The organism is Lactimicrobium massiliense (assembly GCF_900343155.1).
Taxonomy (GTDB): Bacteria; Bacillota_I; Bacilli_A; order Erysipelotrichales; family Erysipelotrichaceae; genus Bulleidia; species Bulleidia massiliensis.
Map to the genome: position 1 here is coordinate 126,808 of NZ_OUNG01000002.1, position 14,896 is coordinate 141,703.

14 protein-coding genes are annotated in these 14,896 nt (G+C 46.4%); 4 read left to right on the forward strand and 10 right to left on the reverse strand.

From position 1 onward, the window contains the following. Positions 1-51: 51 nt before the first annotated feature. Positions 52-1,572, reverse strand: coding sequence for a bifunctional metallophosphatase/5'-nucleotidase (locus DHU66_RS04065; RefSeq protein ID WP_108774618.1), 1,521 nt, complete (start codon positions 1,570-1,572; stop codon positions 52-54). 76 nt (positions 1,573-1,648) lie between these two features. On the opposite strand from DHU66_RS04065, the gene DHU66_RS04070 reads away from it, so the two are divergent. Further along, positions 1,649-2,419, forward strand: coding sequence for a tyrosine-protein phosphatase (locus DHU66_RS04070; RefSeq protein ID WP_108774619.1), 771 nt, complete (start codon positions 1,649-1,651; stop codon positions 2,417-2,419). A gap of 58 nt (positions 2,420-2,477) precedes the next feature. Here the strand turns inward: DHU66_RS04070 and DHU66_RS04075 are convergent, their stop codons facing one another. From DHU66_RS04075 to DHU66_RS04095, 5 genes are all read right to left on the reverse strand, one after another. After that, positions 2,478-3,557: an alpha/beta hydrolase gene (locus DHU66_RS04075; RefSeq protein ID WP_108774620.1), complete on the reverse strand. Its 1,080-nt coding sequence runs from the start codon at positions 3,555-3,557 to the stop codon at positions 2,478-2,480. Positions 3,558-3,624: 67 nt separating this feature from the next. Next, on the reverse strand, positions 3,625-4,449 hold the full coding sequence (phnE, locus tag DHU66_RS04080; protein WP_108774621.1) for a phosphonate ABC transporter, permease protein PhnE: 825 nt from the start codon (positions 4,447-4,449) through the stop codon (positions 3,625-3,627). 11 nt (positions 4,450-4,460) lie between these two features. Next, complete coding sequence (gene phnE / locus DHU66_RS04085) at positions 4,461-5,309, reverse strand: phosphonate ABC transporter, permease protein PhnE (RefSeq protein WP_108774622.1); 849 nt, start codon at positions 5,307-5,309, stop codon at positions 4,461-4,463. After that, positions 5,306-6,082, reverse strand: coding sequence for a phosphonate ABC transporter ATP-binding protein (gene phnC, locus DHU66_RS04090; RefSeq protein ID WP_108774623.1), 777 nt, complete (start codon positions 6,080-6,082; stop codon positions 5,306-5,308). The genes phnE (DHU66_RS04085) and phnC overlap by 4 nt, the downstream gene beginning before the upstream one ends. Positions 6,083-6,279: 197 nt before the next feature. Then, positions 6,280-7,368 carry a phosphate/phosphite/phosphonate ABC transporter substrate-binding protein gene (locus DHU66_RS04095; protein WP_108774624.1) on the reverse strand — a complete coding sequence of 363 codons (1,089 nt, stop codon included), beginning with the start codon at positions 7,366-7,368 and terminating at the stop codon, positions 6,280-6,282. A gap of 266 nt (positions 7,369-7,634) precedes the next feature. Here DHU66_RS04095 and gpmI point away from each other — a divergent pair, with 266 nt between their 5' ends. Beyond that, positions 7,635-9,224 (forward strand): 2,3-bisphosphoglycerate-independent phosphoglycerate mutase, encoded by a 1,590-nt coding sequence (gpmI, locus tag DHU66_RS04100; protein ID WP_108774625.1) that lies wholly within the window; start codon positions 7,635-7,637, stop codon positions 9,222-9,224. A gap of 81 nt (positions 9,225-9,305) precedes the next feature. On the opposite strand, the gene DHU66_RS04105 is transcribed toward gpmI, so the two are convergent. Further along, positions 9,306-9,521, reverse strand: coding sequence for a hypothetical protein (locus DHU66_RS04105; protein WP_108774626.1), 216 nt, complete (start codon positions 9,519-9,521; stop codon positions 9,306-9,308). Positions 9,522-9,633: 112 nt separating this feature from the next. On the opposite strand from DHU66_RS04105, the gene DHU66_RS04110 reads away from it, so the two are divergent. Next, positions 9,634-10,761, forward strand: a complete 1,128-nt coding sequence (locus DHU66_RS04110) for an AAA family ATPase (protein WP_135358296.1) — start codon at positions 9,634-9,636, stop codon at positions 10,759-10,761. A gap of 133 nt (positions 10,762-10,894) precedes the next feature. Continuing rightward, positions 10,895-11,161 (forward strand): hypothetical protein, encoded by a 267-nt coding sequence (locus DHU66_RS04115; protein WP_108774628.1) that lies wholly within the window; start codon positions 10,895-10,897, stop codon positions 11,159-11,161. Between the two features lie 382 nt (positions 11,162-11,543). On the opposite strand, the gene DHU66_RS04120 is transcribed toward DHU66_RS04115, so the two are convergent. The 3 genes from DHU66_RS04120 to srtB all read right to left on the reverse strand — a co-directional run bounded on the left by DHU66_RS04120 (position 11,544) and on the right by srtB (position 14,889). Further along, the gene (locus DHU66_RS04120) at positions 11,544-12,671 is read right to left on the reverse strand and encodes an IS110 family RNA-guided transposase (RefSeq protein WP_108774629.1); all 1,128 of its coding nucleotides are present in this window, start codon (positions 12,669-12,671) and stop codon (positions 11,544-11,546) included. Positions 12,672-13,397: 726 nt separating this feature from the next. Then, on the reverse strand, positions 13,398-14,099 hold the full coding sequence (locus DHU66_RS04125) for a hypothetical protein (RefSeq protein WP_108774630.1): 702 nt from the start codon (positions 14,097-14,099) through the stop codon (positions 13,398-13,400). A gap of 40 nt (positions 14,100-14,139) precedes the next feature. Next, the gene (srtB, locus tag DHU66_RS04130; RefSeq protein ID WP_108774631.1) at positions 14,140-14,889 is read right to left on the reverse strand and encodes a class B sortase; all 750 of its coding nucleotides are present in this window, start codon (positions 14,887-14,889) and stop codon (positions 14,140-14,142) included. Positions 14,890-14,896 lie beyond the last annotated feature (7 nt).

The window sequence follows — 14,896 nt, forward strand, 5'->3', positions numbered from 1 at the left end:
AGAATTGCATGAAAAAAGCACAGATTGTGATGAATCTGTGCTGTGTTCTGGTCATAGCGTGACGGTAATGTTATGCACTGGTTCAAAGGAGATGACTTTGTGCTCCATGATGTACTTTGCCAGGATTTCGACCATGGATTCACTGTATTCTTTGACAACCGGCGCTCTCTTTAACATGTCATAGTTGCCGCCGCCGGCAGCCCGGTAGTTATTGATGGCAAGCGTGAATTCATCATCATCCTGCACCGGTTTTCCGTTTCTCATCAGATCAGAGATTCTTTCACCAGGGTCATTGGCCACATGGATGGTATAAGAGACGCCATCCAGCATGTCATAGTTGTAATGCTGCGGCTTCGGATAGTCATACAGCGGATTGACGCCAATGGATCCCCCTGCTTTCAATGTGAAGAACTCAGCATCTTTTTCCAGATATTCCTTCAAAACCTTTCCGGTGACTTTCTTGACAACGATCGTATTGGGAAAGACATACGTGCTGACAAGGTCCCGCATCGTGATGTTCTTGTTAAACCCTTTGGCATGCAGGAACAGGGCATTGGCAGCCAGATCTGCACCAGTGAAGTCCATTGTTACCTGGTTCAGGAAAGTCACAACCTGTGACTTGTGCAGACGGGCTTCGTTTTCATCGGTGATGGTCAGATCCATGGTGGTTGTGCCAAGCGGTGTATCCAGCCATTTCTGGCATTCATCTTCCTCTTTCTGCACACGTTTCAGCATGTCTTCATCTGCCTTTGCGTCACAGTCGAGCAGATTGATTTCGATGTTATGAATTTCCGGGTAGATATCAATGCAGGCCAGCTGGGCACCATTGGCACTTGTCTGTGTATAGTACGTGTTGAACAGTTTTCCCTGCAGGCTGCGGTGCTGGTGGCCTGAGATCATGATATCAATGCCGGCAACTTCCCTGATCATCTGGTATGCCTGGTTTTCACCTGTGAGATCCTCGGTTGTTTCACCTGTCTGAAGATCACGCTCAAAGCCGCCATGGTACATACATACGACATAATCTGGATTTTCCAGACGGCGGATACAGTCTACTGTCCTGCGGGCTGCCTCAACGGCATCCAGGAAACGGCTGTGCGCGATGTGGTCTTTCTTTTCCCAGTGCGGGATGTATTTGGTTGTCAGGCCAAACAGGGCAATGCGCACACCATTGATTTCACGCAGAACATAGGTTGGTCCATAAGGCTTGCCATGGAACAGCCAGTTATTGGTGATACAGGGGGCCTTCAGGTTCTGCAGGTGCATCATCAGTGCCTCTTCACCATAGTTGAAGTCATGGTTGCCGACGTTGACATAGTCATAGCCGATTTCATTCATGACCGTGGTGACCGGGGAGACATCATCAGGATGGTCTGTATAGTGATAGAACATCAGCGGTGAGCCTTCCAGCACATCGCCATTATCTAGAATCAGAGTATTTTCATCCCTGAGGGAATCAATCATGGTTTTGATGCGGCCAAAACCAATATTTGCATTCATGCCGTCAGCGTAGCTGTACGGAAAGATATAACCATGGACATCAGATGTTGCCAGAATTCGGATTCGTTTCATAAATAATCTCCATCAGGCCTGTATTATAGCGCATCAACTGGCGAATCAGACAGTTTTCGGTTATGCTTGTCATCGTATGAATGAAAAATGGTTATTTCGCAAAGAACTGAATTTTCGTGATCTTGGCGGTCTGCCCACCAAAGATGGAAAAAAAGTCAAAGCAGGATATTTTTACCGCAGCAGCGGTCTGTATCTGCTCAATGAACAGGAAAAACATGAATTAACGCAGATGGGAATCAGAGCGGTGCTGGATCTGCGTACCAAGCAGGAGATTCAAAGAAAGCCGGATCCAGACCTGCCGGGGATCAAAATGTTGCAGCACTCGGGGGTTGTGTCCAAGGGCGGTGAGGATATCGACTTTTCACCAAAAGGCATGATGAAGACCGGCAAGGATGCGGCCGAACAGAAAGCAAAGCTGACAGCGTATTACCAGGAGATGCCCTTTGGCAATCAGGCCTTCCAGGTCATGTTTGATGAGATCAAAGCCGGTGATGTGCCGATTCTGTTTCACTGCGCCACTGGCAAAGATCGAACTGGTGTGGCGGCAATGTTATTACTGCTGGCACTGGGATGTGATGATGAGACCGTCTTTCAGGATTATATCTTTTCCAATGAATGCCGGAAGCCATTCATTGATGGCAGTATGAAGGGACATAAAGAACAGATTGCAAAGAATCCTGAACTGCAAGAACTGTTACAGATGAAGGATGGTGTTTCAGAGAAGATTGGCAGAGATGTCATTGCCAATATTCATCACAGGTATCCTGATCTCAATGAATTCTTTGAGAAAGAATATGGTCTGAGCAGGAAGGAGCTGCAGGATCTGAAAGATAAGTATACGGAATAAGAGAAAAGGAACATAAAAGAGGTGCCGCACTCATATGAAAGTGAATGGACATCTCTTTTTAATGATGATGGCCGTGTTTGTGTCTGTTCTCTTTGAGATCTTTGCCATTCATGTGGTCACTCAGCATAGGCAGGATGTTAAACAGGCATCTTGCCCGGTTATGCCAGTCATGCATTTCACCATCACAGACGCCATATGTGACATTGATGCCTGCCTTTCCCGGTTTTCCAACCTGGAACATGTCCCCTTCACTGATCAGGCTTTGTACCATGGTATCCATTAATGGATAGGCTTCATCCTGGGAACCTGTGGCGAGATACAGGTAGAAATCTTTGCCAGTATATCCCTGCTCTGTAATTTTCTGTTTCAGATATGCGGCTGCCCAGTCTCCTTCCTGTGTATTGACCAGATTTGACCAGTAAATTGGGCCAGAGAAGTCAATGAAACAGGAAAAGATGTCCATGCTGTCCATCATCCGGTAAAGTGAGGCAACCCCTCCCATCGAAAAACCGCCGAAGGCTCTGTGCGTGCCGGAATTCTGCAGTCCTGCTTCATCGGTTGTTTCAGCATACGTGGAATAGGTACTTTCAATGGCTGGAATCAGATCATTGCGCAGTTCTTTGCCAAATGGTTCCAGCAGGCTTGTGTCCATGTTATCTGTATCTTCATCCTGGTTATTGTCGTAGTAGGTAGGACACACCACGATCACAGGCTGAATCGTATGATCTTCGATCATATGGTCCAGCATATACTTCACTTCTCCTGGCTGTGAGGGAGATCCCAGCCAGACATCGATATCGCCGCCATAGCCATGCATGAGGTAAAGAATGTCGTACTGCCTGTCTGGCGTATAGCCATAAGGCGTATAGACAACTGCATACTTGGTTTCCTCTGACATATCTTTGTCATAGTTTTTTGTCTGATACTGGAAATACTGCAGCGTACCCCCCTGCTCTGTTTCCTGAAAGAAGTCATCCGATACATCCCGCAGATCCATCATGGCTGCTTTTACATCTTTCTGCCAGGTGGTGTAATCCGGCGTAATCGGCTCGCCTGCTTCATTTTCATCTGGCAGCGGTGTATCACCGGCGAAGATCAGTAGCGGAATCAGAATCAGGATAAGAATGATGTGTTTCATATCTTAAGTGTATGTCGGTTTTTGTGAGAAGTGATGAAAAAAGCTGGCTTTTGCCAGCTTGTGATGCTTATTGTCTGCCTCTTGCCAGTCTTGCCCGGATCTTGGTGGAGCAGTACTCGATGATCAGTACCAGGATGATGAGGGCAAGCAGGAAGGAACCGACCATGCGCCATCTGCGTCCGGAGATGGCAATGACCAGGGATGCACCAATACCGCCGGCACCGATGAGGCCGAGGGTTGTGGCATCCTTGAGGTTGATGTCGAAACGGTAGATGACCGTGGAGACAAAGGATGCGGACAGCTGAGGCAGAATGCCGCAGCGGATCTTCTGGAAGGTTGTGCAGCCTGCCGCGTCCAGTGATTCCAGAATGCCTGTATCCAGGTCTTCAATGGCCGTGATGTACATCTTGGAGATCATGCCGATGGAGCAGATGGACTGGGTGACAACACCGCAGAAGGCACCTGGTCCGGTGACTCTGATGAGCATCAGTGCCCATACCAGTGATGGAATGGTTCTGATCAGCAGGATCAGCAGACGGAAGATGGCTGCGATGGGCTTTGGTACGATGTTGTTGGAAGCCAGGAATGAAATCGGGATGGACAGGATGCCGCCAAACAGAGTTCCCAGAATGGCGATGGCGATGGTCTGTGCTGTCAGGTAGAGAACACCGTCATGGCTCATGTCTGTCAGCAAGGACCAGTCAGGGTGTGTTAAGCCATAGACCGTACCTTTGGCAATATCTGCACCGGATTCGACGATGCCGGTGAAGTTGATGCCGGATTTGGACCAGACAACCAGGGCCAGCAGGATCAAAAAGGCAATGAGTCTTGCCGCGAAGTGGCGCGGGCGGTTGTCGTATACTTCTTCTACTGTGAGTTTCTTTTCAGACATTGCGCACCTCCTCAGGACAGTTTTTCACGCAGCCAGTCGCTGAAGAAGTCGATGAAGACAACGACAACGAACAAGGACAGCAGTACCATGCCAAGTCCTCTGTAGTCACGCCAGCCGACGCGTTCTGAGATCAGTAAGCCAAGGCCGCCGGCACCAACATAGCCGAGGATACTGGAAGCACGAACGTTCATCTCGAAGCAGTACAGGGAGTGGGAAAGATAGGTCGGAAGGATCTGGGGCATGCATGCGGCCCAGAAGGCTTCCAGGGTTGTGGCACCGAAGGATGTCATGGCTTCAAACGGTTTCATATCGATCGTTTCGATGGATTCATATAGCATCTTGGCAACAACACCGATGGTGAAGATGGTGATGGCCAGGAAGCCTGCATAGGTGCCCATGCCATACATCAGGGCAAAGATGTTTGCGATGATGAGGGTTGGCACGGAACGGGTGATGGCCAGGATGAAACGCAGGATGGAGACGATGACTTTGTTGTGGCAGATGTTGCTGGAAGCAAAGATGGCCAGCGGCAGGGCAATCAGGCAGCCCAGCACTGTTCCCAGCAGTGACATCTGGATGGTATCCAGCAATGGTTTGACGACTTTCGGGAAATAGGAGAAGTCGGGCTGGAAGATCTGGCTCATGATGACGCCAAGTTCATGGCCGCGCTTGATGAGGATGCCGAAGTCGAAGTCGGTGACCTGGAGGGAGATGATGACGACAACCAGCAGGATGAGTGTGATCAATGGTGTCCGTGAGCGTGGTCTGTCAACTGTGTGGCCGTTGTCCAGAACAATGTGTTCCGGTTTGAAGATGCGGTCAAACAGAGGTGCTTTCTTTTCGATTGCTTTCTCGCTCATGCGGCTTTCACCTGTGGATCTGTGGATTTAGGAACAACTTTTCCGTTATATACCTGATCCAGTACATCTTTGGTTACCTTGTCAGCAGGTCCGTCATAGACGACATGGCCGGCACGGATACCAATGACTCTTGTGGCGTATTTCAGGGCAAGATCAACATGGTGGATGTTCAGCAGGATGGTGATGTTCATATCCTTGTTGATCTTGGCAAAGTCGCTCATGACAACATCAGCCATGATCGGATCCAGTGATGCGACCGGCTCATCGGCGAGGATAATGGACGGGTTCTGGTTCAGTGTTCTTGCCAGGGCAACACGCTGCATCTGGCCTCCGGACAGCTCATCACATCTGCTGTAGGCCTTGTCGAGAATGTTAACTTTGTCCAGTGCTTCCAGAGCCTTGATTTTCTGGTCTTTGGAATAGATGGAAAACAGTACTTTGTACCAGGGCATATCCGGTACATTGGCAGTCAGAACGTTATTGATGACCGTTGCACGGGAAATCAGGTTGAAGGACTGGAAGATCATGCCAACCTTTCTTCTGAACCGGCGCAGTGCCTTTCCCTTGAGGGTCATGACGTCAACATCATCGACGATCAGCTGACCATCGGTGATATCAATCATGCGGTTGATGGTGCGGATCAGTGTGGACTTGCCGGCACCGGACAGACCGATGATGGCAACGAACTCTCCCTGTTCAATCTTCAGATTGACATGCTGAAGACCTTTAGTGCCATTTGGATACGTCTTGGAAACATCATTGAATTCAATCATTTATGTGTATTCTCCAATTTTCTTTTGAAACAACACAATTATATAAGAAAGCACATTTGGCGCAATAAAAACCGGCAGGAATATAGCCTGTAAAGCCATGTATTCCGTGCATCCTGTCATATCTTGACAGACCAGAAAGGATACAAAAAGCCATGCATATCTGCATGCATGGCTTGGTGTGAATCAATTGTTCAGGCTCAGTTGCCGGAAACTTCCTTCAGACCTTCACGGATGGAGTCATAGTCAGAATCGTTGGCCTTCTCATAACCTGTATGAGAGTAGACAGCGAAGATCTTCTTGCCTTCATCAGTGCCGGCGATCTCCATCATAGCATCCTGGAATGCGGAGATGAAGTCGTCGTTGTAGATGTCCGGGTTAGCCTTTGTGACTGCAACGGTATCGTTGTAGATCTTGTCGGTAACGCCGATGACACTCATTTCGTTCCAGATGGAATCGGATCTGCCGAAGCCCTGGATACCTGTGGAATCCTGCTCAGTTGTCGGTGTTGTCCATGCCTGCTCATAGTCCATACGGCCATCAGCGTAGCAGAGAACGACATCAACGGAACCTGCAGCAGCCTCAGCAAAGGCTGTCGGATAGTTTGTCTGTGTTGTGTTGGAGAGATCAGAGATCTTCTTGCCGTCATAGTTCTGCATCAGCCACAGAGACGGGAAGATATAGCCAGAGGAAGATGTTGTGGATGCGACTGCCCAGCTTGCATTGTTCAGATCGTCCCATGTCAGCTTTTCACCAGCTGCAACCTTGGCAGCAAGTGCCTTGCCCTTCTCGGACGGACCAGCATAGATCAGGCCTCTGTAGTAAGTGACAGGTTCACCGGTAACACGTGTTGTCTTGTTGGCATCGCCGTTCCATGTTGTAGGATCGGTGGAGTCGTTGGACAGAGCGTCACGTGTAGCTGTGAGAACAACCTGTGTCTCATCAGAATACTGTGCATAGGTACCTGCCGGCAGCCATGCAATGTCAACAGAACCGGAAGCCAGAGCCTCGCCTGTGACGTTGTAGTCAGAACCAGCACCAACGGTGATATCAATCTTGCCGATGTTGTAGCCCTTTTCCTTCATTGCGTCGATCAGAAGCTGCGGCAGATCTGTTGTCTGCTTCAGAATTGTCTCGGCATCACGAGAAGGTACGAACTGCATCTTGATCTCATCGATGTCCTTGGATCCGGATGCAGCTGTGGAAGAAGCAGCAGCGGCACTGCCCCCACCGCAGCCAGCCAGCATGGCAGCGGCCAGAAGTGAAACGGTAACCTTTTTAATGTTCATAATTCCTCCCTTTGAATTGAACATGAGAATGATAGCACATGGAAAGTTTTCGAAGAATAAATTTTGGGTAAAGAATGCGGCAGATACGCTTCTACGACGTGAAGAAATCGGAATCTTGCAAAAAGTTTTCATGTAACAAATTGCATTTTCTGCCTGAGACGGGATATTGACATTCTGCTGGATGTGTTTTTGTGCATGTAAGCGATTGCGCGTGTCCAACAGGCATTTTCTTATACTATAATGAAGCGTGTAGAAGGAGAATACATATGGGAAAACCAGTAGTATTAGTTGTAATGGATGGTGTTGGCTGGACTGAGAAGGACCATGGCAATGCTGTTCTGCATGCGTATAAGCCGCAGATTGATGAGCTGATGACAAAGTGGCCGCACACAACGATCAAGGCATCGGGTGTTGCAGTTGGTCTGCCGACTGACAAGGACATGGGCAACTCTGAGGTTGGCCACAATGCTCTTGGCTGCGGACAGATTTATTCACAGGGTGCCAAGCTTGTCAATGAGTCGATTGAATCCGGCAAGATCTATGAGTCTCAGGCATGGAAGGATGCTGTGAAGTATGCTAAGGAACATGATGGCAAGCTGCATTTCATCGGTTTGCTGTCTGACGGCAATGTGCATTCCAACATTTCTCATCTGATTGCCATGCTGAAGGAATCCAAGAAGGAAGGACTGAAGCAGGTACGCGTGCATGCCCTTCTGGATGGCCGTGATGTACCGGAGACAAGTGCTCTGCAGTATGTCGATCAGCTGGAAGATGTCATCAAGTCTTTGAATGATGACAATTATCATTGTGCGATTGCCTCCGGCGGCGGCCGTATGGTCATTACGATGGACCGTTATGAAGCTGACTGGGGCATGGTTGAGAAAGGCTGGCACATCCATGTGATGGGTGATGGCAGAAAGTTCTCTTCTGCCCGTGAGGCTATTGAGACATACCGCAAGGAAGGCGGCTATACAGATCAGTATCTGCCGGGCTTTGTGGTAGCTGACAAGGATGGCAATCCGGTTGGTACGATTGATGATGGCGATTCGGTCATTCTGTTCAACTTCAGAGGTGACCGTGCTGTTGAGATTTCCAAGGCCTTTGACTACATGAACAAGGGCTTCAATGCATTTGATGAGGTCAAGAAGCCGAAGGTATACTATGCAGGCATGCTGCAGTATGATGGCGATCTCAAGCTGCCTGAGCACTTCCTGGTTGAACCGCCGCACATTGAGCATACAATGAGCGAGTATCTTGTACAGAAGGGTGTGCACAGCTTTGCATGCTCTGAGACTCAGAAGTTTGGACATGTGACATACTTCTGGAATGGCAACCGTTCTGAGAAGTTCTCTGATGAGCTGGAAGACTGGGTTGAGATTCCTTCCGATATCATTCCGTTTGACAAGAAGCCTTGGATGAAGGCCTGCGAGATCACAGATAAGATGGTTGAGGCTATTGCCTCTGGCAAGTATCAGTTCCTGCGCTGCAACTATCCGAATGGCGATATGGTCGGCCATACTGGCAACTATGAGGCAACCATGATTGGTGTCGAGTCTGTTGACCTGATGCTGAGAAGACTGATGGATGCCTGCAAGAAGTATGACTACACACTGATTGTGACTGCAGACCATGGCAACTCCGATGAGATGTATGACAAGGGAACAAACCCGGATGGCACACCGAAACCGAAGACATCTCATTCTCTGGCAAGAGTTCCGTTTGCCATTTACAATGGTCCGGAAGGCACAGAGATGAAGGAAGGAGACGACTTCGGTCTGGCAAATGTTGCGGCTACTGTCGTCAAGATCCTTGGTTATGAGAAGCCTGAGTGGTGGCTGGAATCCATCATCAAGTAATCATCACGACATTTAAAAGAGGATGCACAGTGAATCTAAGTGAAGATTTACTGGCACCCTCTTTTTTTTGCTTTCTTTCGATTACTTTTTCATATTGATCTTGTCATCGAAATATACAAGGCAGCGCAGAGTAAGGCCGGCTGCAATTGCCGCAGGGAAAAAGATTCTGTCTGATTCTGTCATGCCAGCTTTCAGCAGGCTGGATGCTGCAAAGAAATGATTGTAAGTCAGTTTGATCAGGAACCAGATCCCCAGAACGATGAAGAAGTATTTGGTTCTTCCACGCAGCTTTTCCATAGCATCTCCTTTGTACAGCAGATATGTAACTTTTTTGAGTCTGCAATGATAACGGCAAATAGCTAATTACAGTTTCATTATACAAGGTGGAGTAATAATGGAGACGGTAATCATGATCGTAATAGATTTGAAACTTGATAATTTTAAGGCATTCAGGAATTTTCATCTCAATATGTCTTATCCAAAAAAGGTTGTTCATTCGACGATCGTGGATGAGTGTCTGAAGGGAAGAACAAATTTCAGATATAAGAAGCTGAATATTCTGATGGGTGGAAATGCGACTGGTAAGACGAGTCTTGGCAGAGTGATGGCAGATATTTTTGCATTTATTTCCCGCAAAGAGTATCTGGCTTTAGTCAATGATATTTCTGATCAGAGCAGGCCAGCTTTCTTTTCAATTGATTTTGTGCCGGATGGAAAGCTGGAATTATATCAGTTAAAGACAGTATTTGATGCGTCTGCAAATGGCCAGTATGCCAATGAAATGATTCATGCATACCTTAAGAAAGCCAACATTGATAATGGAGACAGTTATGAGAAATGTATTGAGAGGATAAATTCTGTTAACGAAATAGAAAAGCTTTGGAATGTTGTGCTGGAGAAAATTCCTCCGATTTCCTGGTATCTCGCCTCAACATCTAATAATCCATTTGTGCATATTCGCAATAATGCGGATGATGATTATCTGAAGGTGTTTTCTACTGTGCTGCAGTCAATTGACCCATCAATTGAGAAAGTAAGCAGAATTGATGGAACATCCGATTCTTATATGATTCATCTGAAAGATATTGATGTCATCATACAGCAAGGACAGATATTAAAAGAAGATCTGCTTTCCAGCGGTACAAGAGCCGGCATAGATATTGCGGATATGATGTCATGGCTGCTTAAAGACCTGAGCAGATTCTTCTATTGTGATGAAAAGTTTGCGTATGTAAGCAGCGATATCGAAAAAGCTTTTCTGGCAGTGATGGTTGAATGTCTTCCGGAAAATGGGCAGATATTCTTTACTACACATAATCTGGATATTCTGGATATGCAATATCCCAAACATTCATTCTGTTTCTTGAAGAAGAACGTAAATGATGAAAAAATGCCGATTTCCTGTGTGTGGGCATCAGACTATTTGAAACGTAATACAGATTCTGTACGAAGTGCAGTTGAAAATGATTTGTTTTCAGTGTCTCCGTCTGTGGATCTTGTTTATAAGCTGGCTGATCTTGAGAAACGAAGTGTCTGATGGCTTTGAAGAATTATTGCTATTTTGTAGAAGGTGCTGATGAGAAAAAGATCATTGATACACTTGAAACTGATATGAAACTGATCAGCCTGGAAAAGTGTATGTTGTTAATCCGGTTCAGGAAAAAATCCCAATGAGCAGTATTCTGAAAGCAAATATTAAACTGATTTCTTCAAGCAGGAATGATTTAAGGACTATTTGCGTGACTCAGGTAAAGAACCTTGAAGATGAGCTTATCCGCAGCTGTGATATCGGGAATATTCGTGAACTGACAAATAGCAGATCAGACCGCTTTTTTGAGATCAGATCATTATTTCTGCGTGAACATTTCTGGGAAAAAAGCACCAGAAGAAAGATGCGAAAACAATTTGAGTTTTTCGTATTTTCAGCTGTTATGTAAAAGCCAATGTCAAGTGCTAGTTTCGGATTGATTCAATATTTTTTGTCTGCTGTTGAAGGCATGAGGAAAGAGTCTCGGATTTTCAACAGTTCGCGGTATTTAGCCATTCTGTTATTCGTGTATCAGGGACAAATGCTCTCCCACCCCACAGGCCAATGGTTTCGCCGCCAGCTCTGCTGTCTAAAATCGTGGATCACCATGGAAACGTGCCATCATAGCTGAACCGCAGATAGCTGAACCATCCAGTTCAAATCCGGGCTGCTCCTTCCTGATGCCTTCAGTCTAATTCATATCCTCCTGTTTGTTTTTAGGTCATTCAATGATTTCCTGATCTGAAGTGCTCAACGCAAGTCTTGACTGCCCGACAATCGATAAAATCATCTTACGCAAGAACAGTATGAATATTGCCTGTCATCATTCCCCATATAAAGCATGCCAGCTCACGTGCTATGGCTACTGTTGCTTTGTTATGGCTCTTTCGATTGTGAAGCACAAGACGCATGTATCTCTTCCGGAGGCGTTCATTCGCTCTGTCCGCATATGCAATGACTTCAGGAGCGTTTCCTTCCTGCCGCTTCTTCAGAGCTTCACTTTTGCCGTATGATGCCCGGGAGAAGGATTGTGCACATTCGACAAAGAGTTTTCTCAAAAAGGTGTTTCCCTGTTTTGTTATTCCCGTCTGATTCTGATCATCGCTGCTGCTGAGTTCTCCTGCAACCAGGCCCAGAAATGCCGCAAAGTTCTTTGCTTTAACGAATCTGGTGAAATCCCCAATCTCCACAATCAAAGCCAGAGCAGTAAGAACCTTGATCGACTTAAAACAGATCAGTTTGTGCACTGCCTCACGGTATTTATCCTTTTCAGCGATCTCTTCAATGCGTCTATTCATCTGTTCCAGACGATCAGAAACTGTTTCATATGACAGCAGGTAAGAATCCAGTGTTTCCTTATTAATCTCCTCCAACGGAAGTTCTTTAAGCCACTTCAAGTGCTTCTTTGTCCAGTAGCTTTTGCCATCGGTATACTGATACCCATGCCTGGTAGTAAAGGCACAGATCTGCTGTTTGATCACTCTGAGCTGCTTCTTGTGATCCTGCTGCATACGGATGAAATCACGTACTGATTCATCTTCTTCATCGGGGGTATAGACTTCGCTGTATTCATGATTCTTCAGCGATCTGGCAATCGCTTCAGCATCCCGCTTGTCTGTTTTCTTCCTGCGCCGTCTGTTTATTTCTGTTCCGGTAATCGAAGCAGGGGCAAGGATTTTTGCGGTAAGACCATTCCTCTCAAGATCACGCTTCAGTTTAAATCCAAGGCAGCCAGCTTCATATCCAACAACGATCTCTGTATCATTTCCAACCTTTTTTCTGATTCCCTTGCAGTAGCTGATGATGTTAGCAACAGCAGGGGAATAGGTATTTGTGTTCACAGGTGCTGCTGATCCTTCAAGATAAGTCGAAAGAGTGTAGTTTGTAGTGTGTGCATCAATTCCAACGTATGCTATCATGTAAAGGCCTTCCTTTCTTGGATGAGGCAACTTCCCCCATCTTATTAAGCCAATAACAAGTATGCGGGATGATCCTCGAACACACAAGTTAATGGAGGGCTTTTACATATTGTCTAATATAAAGACGTGAAAGGATCACCGATGACGGTTGACCCTCTATGCGTTAAAATAACCGCTATCTTTCGAGGGACAAGCGGTTATTTTTTTTGATACGTTATGTGAGCTGATGCTCAATCCCAGCTTAACTGCTGCGATAGTCAGGGTAATCAATCCAATGATTACCATAACGATCTCATAATCGCTCATAGGCTGTACCTCACAAACCCTGCCGACATCATTGCCGAAAGGCATCTAAGGATGCTTTGCTTTAGGAGGGACACCCAACCCCTCCTAAAGCATGACTGCTTCGGAGGGACAACCGCCACCGCTTATGATGATCCAGCGGGCTTCTTGACCGCTTTTTTATGATATCAGACAGCTTAATACTGCAACAATCATTCCGGAGACGAACCGCCAGGATTGCTTATGAAACATGGCTATTCATCATTCAGTGTGCTGATACAGCCTGCTGTATATTATGGTATATCTTTTCCTCTGCTGTATAGATCCTGAATTGACGAATTACTTGCAGGGATATTGCTTACGGACTTATCATATAGGATTCAATGACAAAAACAGGAGCTTCCATCATATGAGATGGAGGCTCCTGTTCATAAGAGAGGATTGTTATTCCTGCTTTTCTCTTTCTCTGATCAGGTATCCTACGATAACCAGCAGTCCACACAGAGAGAAGAAGAGAGCTATTTCCCAGGGAAGAACATTTGTGGAAACACCGGTCTGCACACCAGTTGTACTGTTTGCCGGTATTGTTGGTCTTGGTGTTTCAATTGAGGGTGTTTCAGATGTTGGCGTTGGTGTAGGTGTATTGTCATCTGTACCAGGACCATCTGGCTGGTGTTTGTCTACCAGAGTGATATCAGATGTCTTTTCACCTGTTTTGGTGTTGTCATGAACAGTTGTGGTGATAGTCATATCACCATCAATGTTCTGAATCAAGACATGCATGTACCAATTGCCAAGCTCGTTGTTGTCATTGTCAATTGCCTGCAGGTGATACCAGTAGTCACCAACACCTTCAAATGAGATTTCAATGGCATAGTCTGTTCCATCTGCCTTGGCAATCTCGATGATGTCCTGATTGCCTTGTGCTTCTTCAGGCATAGGCTCACTGCCTGTATCACCTGTCAGGATGATCTGATAGGTCTTCTGGGCACTGAGCCCGCTTGATGAGAAGACAACATTGATCGGCACTCTCAGAGTCAGGCTTGTACCTTTTGCCAGTATGGGCTGTATTGTCAGGCAGGAGAGAAACAATGCCAGGCCAATGGCAATCCATTTATGAATCAATTTACTTTTAAGAATCTTCATTCTTTCCCTCCTTGTAAGAGTGCCTGTGTTCTTATCCGCATCATTCATAATTTGCTGGATAAGAGACAATAACAGCAGTTCTGTCACGTTCCTGATCAGAGGAACAGGTAGACAGTGTCAGCAGATGGGTTGCATTTGGATCTGTAACAACAGAGTTCAATGCAGAAGCATTGCTGTATCTGGCATTGGTGCTGATATAACTCAGATAACCTTGAGGATCATCATCCACAACTGCGGGATCAAAGACCCAGGCATCGTTGTCTTCAACAACCATGACAGCTACAACGGTTACCGGGATTTTCTTTCCAGGCAGCAGTAATGTGCCCGTTGTATTGGTGTTAAAGAAGTCCTGATCGAGATACAGGTCAAGGTCACCAAACATTTCATGTTTTTCCATGTGGTGCCCATAGATCAGCTCATTGAAATCGGTAAAGTTTGGGTCACATCTTGTATCCAGGAAGATACTGCCGGCAAGGGAATAGTCTCCATAAACATCTTTATTGAGATATTCTTCGTTGTTTTTACCTTGGACAATCGGATAGTCAATATTTGTACCATTCAAAGTGATCCAGGCCATGACATCCGGATTGATGGCACGCAGCTCATCAAAGGACGGCTTATCCCCTGTCGGCTTCTTCTCACGGATTTTGACAGATAAAGACAAGGATGCAGCATAGATACTGTTGTTGTCCCAGATGGAATACAGGCTGTATGCCATCGCAATCAGGATAGACAGGATGATGATCACATCCAATATCCGATTCAGCACTTTCAACAGTTTCTTTGCCATCTTGTCT

What these genes read in the sequence shown, in the direction of transcription:
- DHU66_RS04110 (WP_135358296.1), top strand. Translation starts at nt 9,634, where the DNA reads ATGATCGTAATAGATTTGAAACTTGATAATTTTAAGGCATTCAGGAAT.
- srtB (WP_108774631.1), bottom strand. Translation starts at nt 14,889, where the DNA reads ATGGCAAAGAAACTGTTGAAAGTGCTGAATCGGATATTGGATGTGATC.
- DHU66_RS04120 (WP_108774629.1), bottom strand. Translation starts at nt 12,671, where the DNA reads ATGATAGCATACGTTGGAATTGATGCACACACTACAAACTACACTCTT.
- DHU66_RS04065 (WP_108774618.1), bottom strand. Translation starts at nt 1,572, where the DNA reads ATGAAACGAATCCGAATTCTGGCAACATCTGATGTCCATGGTTATATC.
- DHU66_RS04070 (WP_108774619.1), top strand. Translation starts at nt 1,649, where the DNA reads ATGAATGAAAAATGGTTATTTCGCAAAGAACTGAATTTTCGTGATCTT.
- DHU66_RS04095 (WP_108774624.1), bottom strand. Translation starts at nt 7,368, where the DNA reads ATGAACATTAAAAAGGTTACCGTTTCACTTCTGGCCGCTGCCATGCTG.
- phnE (WP_108774621.1), bottom strand. Translation starts at nt 4,449, where the DNA reads ATGTCTGAAAAGAAACTCACAGTAGAAGAAGTATACGACAACCGCCCG.
- DHU66_RS04125 (WP_108774630.1), bottom strand. Translation starts at nt 14,099, where the DNA reads ATGAAGATTCTTAAAAGTAAATTGATTCATAAATGGATTGCCATTGGC.
- gpmI (WP_108774625.1), top strand. Translation starts at nt 7,635, where the DNA reads ATGGGAAAACCAGTAGTATTAGTTGTAATGGATGGTGTTGGCTGGACT.
- phnC (WP_108774623.1), bottom strand. Translation starts at nt 6,082, where the DNA reads ATGATTGAATTCAATGATGTTTCCAAGACGTATCCAAATGGCACTAAA.
- DHU66_RS04115 (WP_108774628.1), top strand. Translation starts at nt 10,895, where the DNA reads ATGAGCAGTATTCTGAAAGCAAATATTAAACTGATTTCTTCAAGCAGG.
- phnE (WP_108774622.1), bottom strand. Translation starts at nt 5,309, where the DNA reads ATGAGCGAGAAAGCAATCGAAAAGAAAGCACCTCTGTTTGACCGCATC.
- DHU66_RS04105 (WP_108774626.1), bottom strand. Translation starts at nt 9,521, where the DNA reads ATGGAAAAGCTGCGTGGAAGAACCAAATACTTCTTCATCGTTCTGGGG.
- DHU66_RS04075 (WP_108774620.1), bottom strand. Translation starts at nt 3,557, where the DNA reads ATGAAACACATCATTCTTATCCTGATTCTGATTCCGCTACTGATCTTC.